Source organism: Bradyrhizobium ottawaense (genome assembly GCF_900099825.1).
Taxonomy (GTDB): domain Bacteria; phylum Pseudomonadota; class Alphaproteobacteria; order Rhizobiales; family Xanthobacteraceae; genus Bradyrhizobium; species Bradyrhizobium ottawaense_A.
Map to the genome: position 1 here is coordinate 3,262,707 of NZ_LT629693.1, position 15,512 is coordinate 3,278,218.

A 15,512-nucleotide genomic window follows, 5' to 3' on the forward strand; every position below is an offset into this window, starting at 1 on the left:
TATCCTTCCTCGCAGTGCATATCCTTGGATGTTCTTGGGCGGAAATGACCGACACCAGCGATCCCGAAACCGGCTTTCTCGAAGCGCTCGGCCAGCGCGTTCGCACCATGCGCGCGCTGCGCGGCATGTCGCGAAAAGTGCTGGCAAAAGTGTCGGGGATTTCCGAGCGCTATATCGCGCAACTCGAAGGCGGCAAGGGCAACGTCTCGATCGTGCTGCTGCGCCGGGTCTCGAATGCGATGGGCGCGCATCTGGAAGATCTGATTCCCGCCGCAGAGCCGGCGCCGGACTGGGCTGTCATTCGCGATTTGCTGCGCAAGGCAACGCCGGCGCAGATCGCGCAGGCCAAGGATGCGCTCGCCGGCGGGAGCCATTCGACACAACGGCGCAGTGCGTTCTCCGGCATTGCGCTGATCGGCCTGCGCGGCGCCGGCAAGTCGACACTCGGCAAGATGCTGGCGAAGAAAATCGGCTGGAGCTTTGTCGAGCTCAACAAGGAGATCGAGGCGCAGAACGGTTTGTCGGTCGCCGAGATCATCGCGCTCTACGGCCAGGAAGGCTTTCGCCGCATGGAGCAGGCCGCGCTGACGCAATTGCTGGCGCGCAAGGAACTGATGGTGCTGGCCACCGGCGGCGGCATCGTCTCCGAGCCGCTAACGTTCGATCTGATCCTGTCGTCGTTCTACACGATATGGGTCAAGGCCGATCCCGAAGAACACATGGCGCGGGTGCGCCGCCAGGGCGACCTGCGCCCGATGGCCGACGACCGCTCCGCGATGGCCGAACTGCGCAACATTCTCGTCAGCCGCGAACCGCTTTACGCGCGCGCGTCCGCCGTGGTCGATACTGCGGGCCTGAGTGTCGATGCCGCGGCAGCACGCCTGAGCGACGCGGTAGCGCCTGTGCTGCGCAGCGACGCGCAGGTGTTCGGCCTGCGCAGCGCGGCTTCCTGATCAGATATCCGCGATCCGGCAGACTTCTTCGTGGAAGATCAGATAGCGCTTCGGCGCGATCAAATGCGGCGTGTTCTCGCGCCACCACATGGCGGCCTCGGGGCTCCTCGCGCCGAGAATGCCGACCGCTGGAATGGCCTCCACCGCATAACCTGCGACGAGGTCAGCGCCGCCTCTGATGACGGTGAGCCATTGCCCGAGCCAAGACCGCGGCATCGACAGCACGCCAAGGCCGAGAAACCGGCCTCGGCCGGAATAGCGCGCCACCGGCAGATCGAGGCCGACCCATTTCTGCCGCACCCATAGCGGCGCCTCGCCGGGCGGTGCTGCGATAATACGAACGGTCCAGTCTGGCTTGTTCACGATGGCTTCCACGAAGGGTGCATCGTCTTCGTGCACGCCGCGCGGAAACGCGTTCATGGCGAAACGGGAAAATTCTTTTCCGGCTGCTGCCCAAACCCGCGTCGCAGGCCGGTCTCACACCAGCAACGATTTGACCGAGGCCGCCGCCTCGCGAAGCGGCGGCAGAAAACGTTCGATCATTTCGCTGGCCGAGACGCGGTCGACATGCGCGCCCATGTTGATGGCGGCGACGATCGTGCCGTCATAGCGGCGGACCGGCACCGAGATCGAGCGGAACCCCGGTTCGGCCTCGCGATCGACCAGGGAATAGTCTTGGGCGCGATCGCTCTTGATAGCCTGCAGCAGGCGTTTTTTGTCGGTCACGGTGAATGGCGTCAGCGGCGCGATATCCATCGCCTGCAGCGCCGCCGCAAGTTCATCGTCGGATAATCGCGACAGCAGCACACGGCCGACCGACGTGCAGAACGCCGGCAACCGGTAGCCGATATCGATGCCGGACGAAAACACCCGCGTCGGGCTGGCGCGCGCGATGAACACGACATCGTTGCCGTCAAGGATCGCCATCGAACTGATTTCCTGCGCATCGCTGGAAAGCCTGTCGAGCGCCGGCTGCAACACCGACACGACATGGTTGGAGGCGAGATAGGCCGACGCCAGCACCAGCACGCGCGGCGTCAGCCGAAACAGCTTGCCGTCGCTGGCGACGAAGCCGGCGCGTTCGAGCGTGAACAGAATCCGCCGCGCCGTGGCGCGCGGCAGGTCGGCCGCCTTGGCGAGGTCGCTCAGCGTCATCGGTTGTTGCCCGCCGCCGAACAGCTCGAGCACGCGCAGGCCACGGTCGAGGCTTTCGATGAAATCGGTCGCGCTGCGGTTGTCCGCCTCGCCCTCGCGCTTCAGCTTTGGCATGCTCTGCCTCCAAAATCCGCTTGCCTAAAACCGAGCCTACGTTAAAATCGCCCAAAAGTTCAATAGACGAACAAATCTAGCCTTTCGAAAGGTTCTCTCGCCATGATGAGCCAGGAAGCGAACGACCAGATCACCCGCACCGGGCGACAAGACCCCTGCGGCAAGCTGATGCGGATGTACTGGCAGCCGGCGGCGCTGGTCGATGAATTGCAGGGGCCGCGCGCGGTGCGACCGGTCAAGCTGCTGGGCGAGAATCTCGTGCTGTTTCGCGACGAGCAAGGCCGCTACGGCCTGATCGATCGCCACTGCGCGCATCGCGGCGCCGATCTGGCCTTCGGCCGCCTCGAGAATGGCGGACTGCGCTGCGCCTTCCACGGCTGGCTGTTCGACGTTTCCGGCCTGTGTCTCGAGACGCCGGCCGAGCCGAAAGACTCAAAACTGTGCCAGGGCATCAAGCAGCGCGCCTATCCCGTGGTCGAGAAGCGCGGCATCCTCTGGGCTTACCTCGGCGAAGGCGAACCGCCGGCGTTTCCGGAGATCGACTGCTTCGTCGCGCCCGACAGCCACACCTTCGCCTTCAAGGGCCACATCAACTGCAACTGGCTGCAGGCGCTGGAAGTCGGCATCGATCCGGCGCACGCCTCCTTCCTGCATCGCTTCTTCGAGGACGAGGACACCTCGACCGCCTACGGCAAGCAGTTCCGCGGCGCTTCCGCCGGCTCCGACATGCCGATGACGAAGATTTTGCGCGAATACGACAACCCGATCATCAATGTCGAGCATACCGAATACGGCATGCGGCTGATCGCGCTGCGCGAGATCGACGAGGAGCGCACCCATGTGCGCGTCACCAACCAGCTTTTCCCGCACGCGTTCGTGATTCCGATGAGCACGGAAATGACGATCACGCAGTGGCATGTGCCCATCGATGACGAGAACTGCTACTGGTACGCGATCTTCACCAGCTATGCGGCGCCGGTCGACAAGAAGAAGATGCGCGACCAGCGCCTCGAACTCTATGAGCTGCCGGACTACACCTCGCGCAAGAACAAGGCCAACGATTACGGTTTCGATCCGCACGAGCAGGCGACCGAGACCTATACCGGCATGGGCAACGACATCAACGTCCACGACCAGTGGGCGGTGGAATCGATGGGCGCGATCCAGGACCGCACCAACGAGCACTTGGGCACCTCGGACAAGGCGATCGTGCAGTACCGCCGCCTGTTGCGGCAGGAAATCGAAAAGGTCGTGGGCGGCGAAAAGCCGTTCATGTTCCTTGATGAAGCGCATGCGCGCAGCATCCAGGGCCCTGCGACGATGGACGGCATCGGACCGACCCGCGGCTGGGAAATTTACTGGATGGAAGTCGACGTCAAGCGCCGCCGCGGCGCGCCGTGGGCCGCGCCGGTGCCGAGCGAGATCGCCGGCAAGATCCGCCATCTGTCGGCGGCGGAGTGATGGTGTTTCCCCGTCATTGCCTGCAACAAACGCGAAGCGTCTGTGCAAGGGAGCGTAGCGACGAAGCAATCCATCTTGCTCCTGCAAGAAAGAATGGATTGCTTCGCTTCGCTCGCAATGACGACCAATGAGTGACGCGTTGAGTTTCGTTGAACGTCACGGCCTGTGGTCGAACGAACACAAAGAAGCGGCAAGCCGCCTGCGCCGGATCGTCGAGGAAAAGAAGATCGAGGTGATCCGGCTGTCGTTTCCGGACCAGCACGGCATTTTGCGCGGCAAGACCCTGGTCGCCAGCGAAGCGCTGGCTTCGCTGGAGAGCGGCTGCTCCATCACCACCACCATGCTGGCCAAGGACACCTCGCACCGCACGGTGTTCCCGGTGTTCACCTCAGGCGGCGGCTTTGGCATGAAGGAGATGGAAGGCGCCGCCGACGTCCTGATGGTCGCGGATCCCATCACGTTTCGCGTGCTGCCATGGGCGCCGGAATCCGGCTGGCTGTTGTGCGACCTTTATTTCAGCGACGGCCGCCCGGTGCCGTTCGCGACCCGGCAACTTTATCGTGGCGTGCTCGATCGGCTCGGAGCGCGCGGCTACGATTTCGTCGCCGGTCTCGAGGTCGAATTCCACATCTTCAAGCTGGAAGATGCGCGGATGTCGCCCGAAGACGCCGGCCAGCCCGGCACGCCGCCATCGGTGAGCCTGCTGTCGCACGGCTATCAATATCTGACCGAGCAGCGCTACGACCAGATGGAGCCGGTGCTGGAAATCATCCGGCGCGACGTGCTGGCGCTCGGCCTGCCGTTGCGCTCGGTCGAGGTCGAGTTCGGCCCGAGCCAGTGCGAATTCACGTTTGCGCCGACCAAGGGACTGACACCCGCCGACAACATGGTGCTGTTTCGCTCAGCCGTGAAGCAGATCGCCCGCCGTCATGGCCATCACGCCACCTTCATGTGCCGGCCGAAATTGCCCAATCTATTCGCCTCCGGCTGGCATCTGCACCAATCGCTGGTGTCGCGCGCGAGCGGCGAGAACGCGTTCATGGCCAGCGACAAGGGCGAAGCCTTGAGTTCGTTCGGCCGCGCCTATCTCGCGGGGCTTTTGGCGCATGCCCGTGCGTCAACCGTGTTCACCACGCCGACCATCAACGGCTACAAGCGTTACCGCACCTATTCGCTGGCGCCGGATCGCGCGATCTGGGGCCGCGACAACCGCGGCGTCATGATCCGCGTGCTCGGCGGCCCCGGCGATGCCGCGACCCGGCTGGAAAACCGGATCGGCGAACCCGCCGCCAATCCCTATCTCTACATGGCCTCGCAAATTCTCTCCGGCCTCGACGGCGTCGACCGCCAACTCGACCCCGGCCCGTCGGCCGACACGCCGTATGAGACCAAGGCGGCGCTGTTGCCAAAGACACTGCGCGAGGCGGTGTTCGCGCTTCAGGACGACCCGTTTTTCCGGCAGGCGCTGGGGCCTGAGTTCGTCGACTATTACGTCCACATCAAGAACGCCGAGATCGAGCGCTTCCAGGCCGAAGTCTCGGACTGGGAGCATCGCGAATATTTCGAGATGTTTTAGTCCTTCGGCTTCGGCCCGCATTCTTTGCGCGAACCGGCATCCACTTCACCGAACCACGATAACATCGCCTCATCCGAAGATGTGCCTGAGCCCTGGCGATCACTGTGCTGGAACAAGTTGCACAAAGGACGGAGCGCTTTCGAATTGGGCAACCTGCTTGTAGGCGCTGATCGCACCCGTCCGCTTGCTTCCTTGCCCGCGCGCAACCATCGCCATTCTTTGCATCCTTGCTGCGGGCAACCTCGCGACCTTAACGTCCTGTTGAACGTCGGGATATGATGCACCGAGCTGATCCGCATATCCCCCGTAGTTGGGCTTGAACGCAACGAGCCTTCGTTGTCCGCCGGCGCTGGCGACCTCATCGCTATTATCCCTGACATTACAGCCAGCCGGGGCATCGGGCTCGCCGTAGGACACTTGCCTGCCCCTGTCATAGGTCAAATCAACGATCCTTGCAGCGAGAGGATTTATCATGTGCAGGTCCACGGCGCCGCCTCGCACCGCATCAACATTGACAGTTCGGACCACAGGATTGCAGGGCGACCCGGCAGGCGGATATTCCTCAACGAGGCGTCGAGGATACGAAAGAACCTCGCCATACTGGGCAATGCGATCGATCGTGAGGCCCTGAACATTCGCGCGCAACACATTCTTGTCGATGAGGTGAGCACCTGTAACCGGCGACGGATCGAACGCGAACACCTTCCTGATCCGCTTGTTCGCAAGCGCGACGAACTGTGCCAGGCCGGCGCCCAGAGAGTGCCCCGTCGAAACGATCTGCGGCGCATGCCGGGCTCTCTTGTAGCAGTCGAGATTTCTTATCTGGTTGACGATGGCATTAATGTTGCGCTGGAGCTGATGGTAGTAATCATCATAGGGCGTGGCATACCGGGCCGCGTTGGAGGTCCAGTCCCACCGGTTCCAGCCCACTGTGCCGCGAAACGCGATACTTATCTCCGTGCACTCTTCCCTGCCCGCATGGGGGAAGCGCTGGCGAGCCCAGACGTGATACACCGGACCGCTGCCAAACTCCCATCCCCGTTTGCTGTAAGCATCCTTGCAAGCGTTATCCTTGACGTCGATGCATTTGAGTGGGGCACCGTCATTGCCGAATTGGTACTGCCATTCCCTGATGGCCTCCCGCGCCGGCATTGGATCGCCACCAAACACGCCCTGAACTGCATACTTGACGTCGTCGCCGTATCCCTCATTGTCGATCTTCATTGGAGAAGTATCGTCAGGTTGCTTGTCAAATTGCTTGAATGACAGATATGCCGCGGCAGACTGGATTGCGTAAGGCGCGTAGTATCGCGAATAACTCGGCAGGTCAGACGCCAGGATGTTGAGTGCCGGATCTTCTTTGGATTGCGCCGTGGCCGGGCTCACATACGCGGTTGCCATCGACGCCACCATGAAACTCAGGACAGCCGCTCGGAAATTCGTGCGCATGTTCAAAATCCCAAATATCAATTTATACGTGTAGAACACCACAAATGCATGGCCTTGACAATATGTCCGTTGTGGCCGGATCGCCCCCTCGCCCCGCACCTAAGCTGTAGAAGAGTCCCGCTTTCGCGACGCTGCACGGCGCCTGGAAACCAGGCGCGCCCCAAGCACAAGCAGGGCAAAGATAACAAACGCCACGAGCGCGACCGGCGCGCCATAAAAGAACTTCCAACCCAAACGGACGGCATCATGCGCGGCATTGCCGACGTCGCCGCCATAAATCTTGCATTCGGGAGGAACACCCCCTTCGTTGGGTTGGCATTTGGGGTTCACCAGAGGCCCGATGGCCAGGATCGGACCAAAGTACGGCAGGAACGCAAAGATCAGGGTTACACCGAGCGCGAGCAGCAACCGGCTCGCAAGTTTGCGCCAGCCAAGGATGATCAGCAAAAAGCAGCAAACCAGCCACGCAACGACGATGTTGTCGTCTGCGAATTTGGTGCCGACAGTATAGGCTGCCTTCAACGCGGACCGGATGACCCCACTTGCGGAAGGGGGCCCCACCGCACAGGCAAGCCCGGCGTCCGCGTCACAGCCGACCGCCGCCGCGTAGACACTCACCGCAAGGATCACTATCTCGGGAAGAAGCGGAAGCAGAACGAGCAACAGCAGGCCGCTTCTCCATAGCCAGCGGCCGCGACCTTCGTTTGGTTCCGTGTCCATCTATGAGCAATACATCAATGATCAGCGAACAAAACTACAGGTAGAATGCTAGTCCCATTTTCGCGATCTGGAAATGGCATTTTGCATTTGCTTGTGAAAATGCGTTCAAAGGCCTCGCCAGACTGTCGGTCCCAAAGTGTCCGGACCGGACGCCGCTCAAATCCCCAGATAGCGGTGCTGCAGGTCCGGCTCGGCGATCAACTGCCCGCTGGTCCCGCTCCACACCGTGCGGCCGCGCTCGATGATGTAGTGGCGGTCGGCGATGCGGGAGAGGTTGCCGACGTTCTTGTCGATCACCAGCACCGACTGCCCGCGTGCCTTCAGCATCGACAGGCAGTTCCAGATTTCCTCGCGGATCAGCGGCGCGAGGCCTTCGGTGGCTTCATCGAGAATCAGCAGTTTCGGATTGGTCATCAGCGCGCGGCCGATCGCCAGCATCTGCTGTTCGCCGCCGGACAGCGTCACGCCCATGTTGCTGCCGCGCTCGGCGAGACGCGGAAACAGCGCGTGGATCTTTTCAATGGTCCAGGGATCGGACGCGCCCAGGCGATTGCCTGACGCCGCGACCAGATTTTCGCGCACGGTGAGATTGGGAAAGATCTGACGGCCTTCCGGCACCAGGCCGATGCCGAGTTTTGCAATTTTGTACGACGGAAGGCTGCGTACCTCCTGGCCGCCAAAGCGGATGGTGCCGGCACGGGCGCGCGTCATGCCGAGGATGGAGCGGATGGTCGTGGTCTTGCCCATGCCGTTGCGGCCCATCAGCGCGACCATCTCGCCCGATCGAACGGAGAGCGTGAGACCGAACAGCACCTGGCTCAGACCGTAGCAGGTCTCGATGCCGTCGACTTCGAGCAGCGTATCAGCCAAATTCTTGTCAAGCATGGCTGGTCACCGCATGCTGGTCGCCGAGATAGGCGCGCTTGACTTCGTCGTTGTGGCGGATCGCGTCGGGCAAGCCCGAGGCGATGACGCGGCCGTAGACCAGCACCGTGATGCGGTCGGCGAGCGCGAACACCGCTTCCATATCGTGCTCGACCAGCACGATGGTGACTTCGCGCCGCAATTCCTTCAACAGCGCTACCATGCGCGCGGATTCGGTAACGCCGAGACCCGCCATCGGCTCGTCCAGCAGCAGCAGTTGCGGCTTGGTCGCGAGCGCGACCGCCAGCTCGAGCTCGCGCTGCTCGCCATGGCTCAGTTCGGACACCGGCACGTCGGCACGCTTTTCCAGCCCGACGCGCTTCAGCGCCGCCTGTGCGGCATCCCGCAGCGGCTTCTCCTTGCGCGCGGCGCCCCAGAAGCGGAACGAGTGGCCGTCATGCGCCTGCGCCGCAAGCGCGACGTTGTCGCATGCGGTGAAATCCGGCAGCAGCGACGTGATCTGGAACGAACGCGCCAGCCCGAGCCGGCTGCGTCTGTACGACGGCAGCCGGGTAACGTCGCGGCCGGCAAAATGAATCGTACCCGAATTCGGCATCACCTGACCGGTGAGCTGGCTGATCAGTGTGGTCTTGCCGGCGCCGTTGGGGCCGATGATGGCGTGCAGTTCGCCGGGCGCGACCTCGAGCGACAGGTTATCGGTCGCAAGAATGCCGCCAAAGCGACGGACCAGGTTTTCGATGCGGAGCAAGGGCTCAACCACGGCTCATCCTCCCGAGCAGGCCCATGATGCCGCCGCGCGCGAACAGCACGATCAGCAGCAATAGCGGCCCCATGATCAGCGCCCAGTATTCGGTGAACTGCGACAGCACTTCTTCCAGCACCAGATAAAGAATCGCGCCGATCACAGGCCCGAACAGCGAGCCCATGCCGCCGAGGATCACCATCACCATGAGGTCGCCGGAGCGGGTCCAGTACATCACGGCCGGGCTGACGAAGTCGGTATTGTTGGCGAGCAGCGCGCCGGCAAGGCCGCAAATCGTGCCTGAAATGATGAAGCAGACGAGTCGATAACGATTGGCGTGAAAGCCGATCGCCTGCATACGCTGTTCGTTGGAGCGCACGCCCTGCACCACCATGCCGAAGCGCGAATTGACGATGCGCCAGATCAAATAGAGGCCGCCGAACAGGCAGCCGAGGCAGAAATAATAAAACTGCACGCGGTTCGAAAGGTCGATCACGCCGCCGAAATTGCTGCGCTTGTAGATGGTCAGGCCGTCGTCGCCGCCGTAACGCGAAAGACCCGAGGCGATGTAATAGGCCATCTGCGCAAAGGCCAGCGTGATCATGATGAAGTAGACGCCGCGGGTGCGCAGTGAAAGCGCGCCGATCACCAGACCATAGAGCGCCGACACCGCAAGCGCGACCGGCCACTGGATAAAACCGGAGCCAATGCCTTCGAAGGCGAGGATACCGACCGCATAGCCGCCGATGCCGAGATAGGCGGCGTGGCCAAAACTCATCATGCCGCCATAGCCCATGATGAGATTGAGGCTGGCCGCGGCGAGCGCGAAGATGACGATGCGGGTGAACAGCGTCAGGATGAAGATGTTGCCGGAGAGCGCGGAATAGAGCGGCAGCAGCGCCAACCCGAGCAGGACCAGCGCCACCACGGCATTACGGGCGTTGAATGAAGAATTCATCGCTTGGCGGCCGGAAACAGCCCCTCCGGCCGCACCACCAGCACGATCGCCATCAGGAGGTAAATCAGCATCGACGACAAGGCGGGCGCCGCGGTCGAGGCGGCGGCGGAACTCAGCACCTTGCGCAGGAGATCAGGCAGGAAGGCACGGCCGAGTGTATCGATCATGCCGACGAAAATCGCGGCCAGAAACGCGCCGCGGATCGAGCCGATGCCGCCGATGACGATGATGACGAAGGCGAGAATCAGGATGTTCTCGCCCATGCCGATCTGCACGGTGAGGATCGGCGCCTGCATCAGCCCGGCGAGGCCGGCCAGTGCGGCGCCGAGGCCGAACACCAGCGTGAACAGCAATTTGATGTTGATACCGAGCGCGCCGATCATCTCGCGGTTCGAGGCGCCGGCGCGGATCAGCATGCCGATGCGGGTGCGCATGACAACGACATAGAGCATCGCGGCCACCGCAAGCGCGACCGCGATGATCGCCAGCCGGTACGCCGGATAGGATACGCCGGGCATGATCTGCACCGGTACCGTCAGCCAGGGCGGCAGCGGCAGCGCGAGGCCGGCCGGTCCCCAGATCAGCCGCACGGCGTCGTTGAAAAACAGGATCAGTCCGAAGGTCGCCAGCACCTGGTCGAGATGGTCGCGGCCGTAGAGATGTCTCAGCGCGACATATTCCAGCGCGATACCGAGCAGCAGCGTGGCGCCGAGCGCCAGCACGATGCCGAACACAAAGCTTCCGGTCCAGGCCACGAAGGTCGCGGCGAAATAGGCGCCCATCATGTAGAGCGAGCCGTGCGCCAGGTTGACGAAATCCATGATGCCGAACACCAGCGTCAGCCCGGCCGCCAGCAGGAACAGCAGCAGGCCGAACTGCAACCCGTTCAGCGATTGTTCGACAAAGACCAGCATGGTTCCCCAACCCGGATCATGATCGCATCAAACCGGATCGCGATCCACTCACTTTCTTTAAGCATAAAATATTCGGGAAATCCGGATTATGCTGCTTGCCTGGGCATCGCCGTGCCCAAAAACCGGATTCCCGTCTTCCGTTTCATACTTTGTTTGAGCAGATCTTCCGCGGAAAAACCGGCTTCCACCTCTCCGGATCATGCTCAGGCTTAAACAAAACAGCGGCAGCGCTGATGCACCGCCGCTGTACTTGTCATGGCCTCGATCACTTCATCGCGCACTTGTCGTGGAAGCGGTCCTGGTCGTCCTTGACGATGGTGGCCACCGTCTTGAGCGAGAGCTCGCCGTCGGCGCCCTTGACCACGTCCTGCAGGTAGAAGTTCTGGATCGGAATGTGGTTGTTGCCGTATCTGAACGGACCGCGCAGCGACTTGAAGTTGGCCTTCTCCATCTCCGCCTTCATCGCGTCCTTCTTGTCGGTGTCGCCCTTGACCGCGACCACCGCGCTGTTGATGAGCTGGGCGGCGTCATAGGCTTGCGCGCCGTAATAGGTCGGGCGCAGGCCGGTGTACTTCTTGCGATAGTCTTCGACGAAGCGCTTGTTCTCGGCGTTCGGCAGGTCGTTGACCCATTCCTGCGCGCCGGGAATGCCGATCGCGTTATCCTTCTGCAGCGGCAGCGACAATTCGTCGATGGTGAAGGCGGTATAGAGCGGGATCTGCGCCTTGATGCCGGCCTGCGCGTATTGATTGAGGAACTGGACGCCGGCGGCACCGGGATAGAACACGAAGATCGACTCGGCCTTGGAATTCTTCGCCTTGGTCAACTCGGCGGAGAAGTCGAGCTGGCTCGGCCACACCGTGTATTCCTCGCCGACCACCTCGCCCTTGAACGTCGACTTGACGCCGGCCAGCATGTCCTTGCCGGCGGCATAGTTCGGGCCGATCAGGAATACCGACTTGACGCCCTTCTGGTTCATGTAGAGGCCCATGGCCTGCGGCGTCTGGTCGTTCTGCCAGGAGGTCGAGAACACGTAAGGCGAACACAGTTCGCCGGCGAGCTGCGACGGTCCGGCATTGGCCGAGATCAGGAAGGTTTTTGCGTCGACAGCGGTTTTCAGCGAGGCCAGCAGCACGTTCGACCAGATATAGCCGGCGATGAAATCGACCTTGTCGGACTGGATCAGCTTTTCGGTCTTCTGCTTGCCGACATCCGGCTTCTGGCCGTCATCCTCGTAGATCACCTCGACCGGCTTGCCGCCCATCTTGCGGCCGAGATGGTCGAGCGCCAGCTCGAACGAGTTGCGCATGTCGTTGCCGATCACAGCGGTCGGGCCGCTGAAGGTCGAGACGAAGCCGATCTTGATGGTGTCGCCAGCCAGTGCGGGCTGCGCCAGCGCCAGAGCCGTGACGCCCGCCAGCCAGAATGCCGTTTTCATATTCACTCCCCTCCGTAATATTCGAACCAGTCCCGCCCAGCCGGGTGGCGGGCAGCGCTTGTCCCGCGCGCCTCTTATAAGGTGAGGTGTTGTGTGCGCGAAATCGCAAGCCAGCAGCAAGCACGAACCGCCGGCCCCTCTTAGAACCTTCGGCTCATACCCCAGCGGCCTGCACCATAATTCGCAGATGGAGGGGATGGCAAGAATTATAGTTCAGGTTGGCCGGCCGCGATTGTCGCAGCTTTGGTACTGGGCCAGCCTCCGATCTGCAGGCTGGCGGCTACCGCCCGGCAGCAAGACCCTGCCCCGCCCGAGGGGCATCAGATCAGATACACCGCACCCTCGATGACATAAGGCGCATGGCGGAAATCCCGGATGGTCGCGACCTTGCCGGCGGTCCAACCCAGCAGCATGAAATATTTCGGCCCTGCTCCCCGGTCGTTCGGATCGAACACCAGGATAGCGGGACGCCCCTCGAGCATTCCAGGCACCAGATGCCAGTCGCTGATGTTTGAATAATTGCCGAAATAGCGGGACACTTCGGCCTTGGCATCCAGGCGCGTCTTGCTGACGAGTTCGAGACGCACGTCGTCCGCGATCATGGCCCGTATGGCGTCGAAATCGCGCGCATTGAAATGGGCGACATAGGCGCCGAGCCGCTCGCGATCGGCTTCCGACAGCGACTGTTGCGGCACGTTTTCCGGCTCTTGGGCGAATACGCGCAACTGCGTTCGCCCGCGATGCAGCGCGGCCTTGGCCGCAGCCAGGCTGCACTCCATGACCTCGCAGATTTCCTGCAGCGAGCAGCCGAGCACGTCCATCAGGATCACGCTGGAGCGTTGCGCCACCGGCAGCCGCATGAAGGTGCGCAGGCTGGCGCTGGCGATCTGGCGGCTGGTCACGGCATCGAGCTGGTCCACGATCATCTCCACCTCCTCGGCCGATCGCATCGCTTCCTGCCGCTGACGCCGGCGCAGGAAGTCGAGCGCGGTGTTGTGCGCGATCCGAAACAGCCAGCCTTCAGGATTGCCGATCTCGCCGGCAGCGGCATGCGCCTCTACCGCCTTGATCAGCGCATCCTGCAGCACATCCTCGCCGTCGATCACCGAGCCGACCATGCGCGCGCAATAGCGATGCAGCTTTGGCCGCATCGCGACCAACCGGCGCGCAAAGTCGCCGGCGGCCGGCGTCTCGGAAACTACAGTCATTCTGCCTCCCGCAAGCGAGCCGTCACGTCTCGCTTAGCATCCGATAGTTGCCGACAATGGTAGCACCACGCGGCGCCGGCGGCTCGACGCAACGATCCCGAATGCCGTTCTGGAACGCCTGGAAGGCCGCCAGCTTCGGGAGCGGGCTGGAGCCGTCTTCCGCCGCGCTCTCGACGAAATGGATGAAAGTATCGTCTTCCAGCCGCAGCGTCATATAGCGGACGCCGTCCGGCTGCGCCGCCTTCAACTCGGCAAACACCGCCGCCACCAGTTCGGCATTCTTGTCGGCCATTTCCGGCCTGGTCTTGTACCTGATCAGGGTCCGTTTCATCGCGTTCTCCTTGTTCACAGGCTGCGGAGGCAGCGCGTCTCGACCCTAACGACGTTTGGGGCCGGCCAAAGGATGCGGTCCCGGCAAATATATTTTCCGCCGCATCCTTCCCCTCTCCCGGCTCGTCTTTGCGATGGAAGCGCCGCCCCGGCGCAGCAGAGATGGAGAACAGAAATGCAGGAGTCATACGACGGAAACCAAAAGAACTGGGTGCTCGGGATCACCTCGCTGGCCTCGTTCATGGTCGCGCTCGACACCCAGGTGCTGACATCAGCACTTGCCACCATCCGCGCCGAATTCGGGGCGCCGATGGAGACACTGCAGTGGACCGTGAATGCCTTCAATCTCAGTTTCGCAGTCCTGCTGCTGACCGGCGCCGCACTCGGCGACCGGTTCGGACGACGAAGGCTGTTTGCCGCGGGCATCGTCTTGTTCATGGCGTCGTCGGTGGCCTGCGCGCTGTCGACCGGCATCCTCTCGCTGATCGCGGCCCGGATCGCGCAGGGCGCAGGTTCGGCGCTGATCATGCCGCTCGGGATGGCGCTGCTGAGCACGGCATTCCCAAAGGAAGAACGCGCCCGCGCGCTCGGCATCTTCAGCGGCGTCGTGGGAGTGGCCGTGCTGGCTGGACCGGCGATCGGCGGCGCCATCACCGAAAGCCTGGGATGGCCGTGGATCTTCTGGATCAATCTTCCGATCGGGCTGGTCGCGGTCGTCATGGTCATGACCCGGCTGCGCGAGAGTTTCGGCCCGACAGCGAAGCTCGATATTGCCGGCCTCGTGCTGGTCGCGGTCTCGGCCTTCGCCTTGGTCTGGGGCCTGTTGCGCGGCAACGGCGCCGGATGGACCAGCCCCGAAGTGGTGACGGTCCTCGCCGCCGGATCGCTGCTGGCGCTGGCTTTTGTCGCCTGGGAATTGCAGACATCCGCGCCGATGGTCCCGATGCGGCTGTTCCGGTCGCGGGCGCTGTCGTCGGGCATCGTCGCGACCTTTTTGCTGTACGGCACCATGTACAGCGTGCTGTTCCTGCTGCCGCAATTCCTGCAGTCCGCGCTCGGCTATGGACCGCTCGGCGTCGGCCTGCGGTTGTTGCCCTGGACCGCCACACTGTTTGTGACCGCACCGATCGCCGGCAACATCGTGAACCGGATCGGCGAACGGCCGCTGGTGGTGGCGGGGCTATCGCTGCAGGCGATCGGTCTGTTCTGGATCGCAGCGATCATCGCGCCCGATACGGCCTATGCGCCCATGATCGCGCCGCTGATTGTCGCCGGTGTCGGCGTGTCGATGTCGATGCCGGCGGTTCAGAACGCGGTCCTGAGTTCGGTCAGCCCGGTCGAAATGGGCAAGGCGTCAGGCGTCTTCAACATGGGACGTTTCCTCGGCGGCATGTTCGGCGTGGCGCTTCTGGTCGCGGTGTTTTCCGGCACCGGCGCCATTGGCTCAGCCGCGGGCTTCAGCACGGGATTCGCTTCGGCCATGCTGGTTGCGGCGGTTCTCTCGCTGCTGGGCGCACTGGCCGGACTCTTCCTGCCGGCACGCAAGCAGGTCGCGACCGCGCCGACTCCGCAGAATGCCTGACCGCAAAGCGATAGGCTTTCGCTATCG

15 protein-coding genes are annotated in these 15,512 nt (G+C 62.7%); 4 read left to right on the forward strand and 11 right to left on the reverse strand.

What is annotated here, in order from left to right; translation table 11 throughout:
- Positions 1–44 precede the first annotated feature (44 nt).
- Positions 45–953, forward strand: coding sequence for a helix-turn-helix transcriptional regulator (locus tag BLR13_RS15335; protein ID WP_074822433.1), 909 nt, complete (start codon positions 45–47; stop codon positions 951–953).
- Here BLR13_RS15335 and BLR13_RS15340 read toward each other — a convergent pair whose 3' ends face one another.
- Together BLR13_RS15340 and BLR13_RS15345 are read right to left on the reverse strand one after the other, a co-directional pair.
- Positions 954–1,373 carry a hypothetical protein gene (locus tag BLR13_RS15340; protein WP_079586302.1) on the reverse strand — a complete coding sequence of 140 codons (420 nt, stop codon included), beginning with the start codon at positions 1,371–1,373 and terminating at the stop codon, positions 954–956. It lies immediately after the preceding gene.
- Between the two features lie 57 nt (positions 1,374–1,430).
- Positions 1,431–2,222 (reverse strand): IclR family transcriptional regulator domain-containing protein, encoded by a 792-nt coding sequence (locus BLR13_RS15345; RefSeq protein ID WP_074822430.1) that lies wholly within the window; start codon positions 2,220–2,222, stop codon positions 1,431–1,433.
- A 102-nt stretch (positions 2,223–2,324) separates the two neighbouring features.
- Between BLR13_RS15345 and BLR13_RS15350 the strand changes: the two genes are divergently transcribed.
- Both BLR13_RS15350 and BLR13_RS15355 read left to right on the forward strand, forming a co-directional pair.
- Complete coding sequence (locus BLR13_RS15350; protein WP_074822427.1) at positions 2,325–3,683, forward strand: aromatic ring-hydroxylating dioxygenase subunit alpha; 1,359 nt, start codon at positions 2,325–2,327, stop codon at positions 3,681–3,683.
- A 139-nt stretch (positions 3,684–3,822) separates the two neighbouring features.
- A complete protein-coding gene (locus BLR13_RS15355) occupies positions 3,823–5,259 on the forward strand; it encodes a glutamine synthetase family protein (RefSeq protein ID WP_074831484.1) in 1,437 nt (478 codons plus the stop codon).
- A gap of 99 nt (positions 5,260–5,358) precedes the next feature.
- On the opposite strand, the gene BLR13_RS15360 is transcribed toward BLR13_RS15355, so the two are convergent.
- The 9 genes from BLR13_RS15360 to BLR13_RS15400 all read right to left on the reverse strand — a co-directional run bounded on the left by BLR13_RS15360 (position 5,359) and on the right by BLR13_RS15400 (position 13,904).
- Positions 5,359–6,750 carry a hypothetical protein gene (locus BLR13_RS15360; protein WP_143039726.1) on the reverse strand — a complete coding sequence of 464 codons (1,392 nt, stop codon included), beginning with the start codon at positions 6,748–6,750 and terminating at the stop codon, positions 5,359–5,361.
- A gap of 57 nt (positions 6,751–6,807) precedes the next feature.
- A complete protein-coding gene (locus BLR13_RS15365) occupies positions 6,808–7,428 on the reverse strand; it encodes a hypothetical protein (RefSeq protein ID WP_079586301.1) in 621 nt (206 codons plus the stop codon).
- A 156-nt stretch (positions 7,429–7,584) separates the two neighbouring features.
- Complete coding sequence (locus BLR13_RS15370; RefSeq protein ID WP_074822420.1) at positions 7,585–8,313, reverse strand: ABC transporter ATP-binding protein; 729 nt, start codon at positions 8,311–8,313, stop codon at positions 7,585–7,587.
- Positions 8,306–9,073, reverse strand: coding sequence for an ABC transporter ATP-binding protein (locus BLR13_RS15375; RefSeq protein ID WP_074822416.1), 768 nt, complete (start codon positions 9,071–9,073; stop codon positions 8,306–8,308). Before BLR13_RS15375 ends, BLR13_RS15370 begins: the two co-directional genes overlap by 8 nt.
- Positions 9,066–10,013, reverse strand: coding sequence for a branched-chain amino acid ABC transporter permease (locus BLR13_RS15380; protein WP_074822413.1), 948 nt, complete (start codon positions 10,011–10,013; stop codon positions 9,066–9,068). The genes BLR13_RS15375 and BLR13_RS15380 overlap by 8 nt, the downstream gene beginning before the upstream one ends.
- Positions 10,010–10,927, reverse strand: a complete 918-nt coding sequence (locus tag BLR13_RS15385) for a branched-chain amino acid ABC transporter permease (protein ID WP_074822410.1) — start codon at positions 10,925–10,927, stop codon at positions 10,010–10,012. Before BLR13_RS15385 ends, BLR13_RS15380 begins: the two co-directional genes overlap by 4 nt.
- A 265-nt stretch (positions 10,928–11,192) precedes the next feature.
- Positions 11,193–12,365, reverse strand: coding sequence for an ABC transporter substrate-binding protein (locus BLR13_RS15390; RefSeq protein ID WP_074822407.1), 1,173 nt, complete (start codon positions 12,363–12,365; stop codon positions 11,193–11,195).
- A 320-nt stretch (positions 12,366–12,685) separates the two neighbouring features.
- Positions 12,686–13,573: an RNA polymerase sigma factor gene (locus tag BLR13_RS15395; RefSeq protein ID WP_074822404.1), complete on the reverse strand. Its 888-nt coding sequence runs from the start codon at positions 13,571–13,573 to the stop codon at positions 12,686–12,688.
- A 22-nt stretch (positions 13,574–13,595) separates the two neighbouring features.
- Positions 13,596–13,904: a hypothetical protein gene (locus BLR13_RS15400; protein WP_074822402.1), complete on the reverse strand. Its 309-nt coding sequence runs from the start codon at positions 13,902–13,904 to the stop codon at positions 13,596–13,598.
- 174 nt (positions 13,905–14,078) lie between these two features.
- Here BLR13_RS15400 and BLR13_RS15405 point away from each other — a divergent pair, with 174 nt between their 5' ends.
- Positions 14,079–15,485 (forward strand): DHA2 family efflux MFS transporter permease subunit, encoded by a 1,407-nt coding sequence (locus BLR13_RS15405; RefSeq protein WP_074822399.1) that lies wholly within the window; start codon positions 14,079–14,081, stop codon positions 15,483–15,485.
- Positions 15,486–15,512 lie beyond the last annotated feature (27 nt).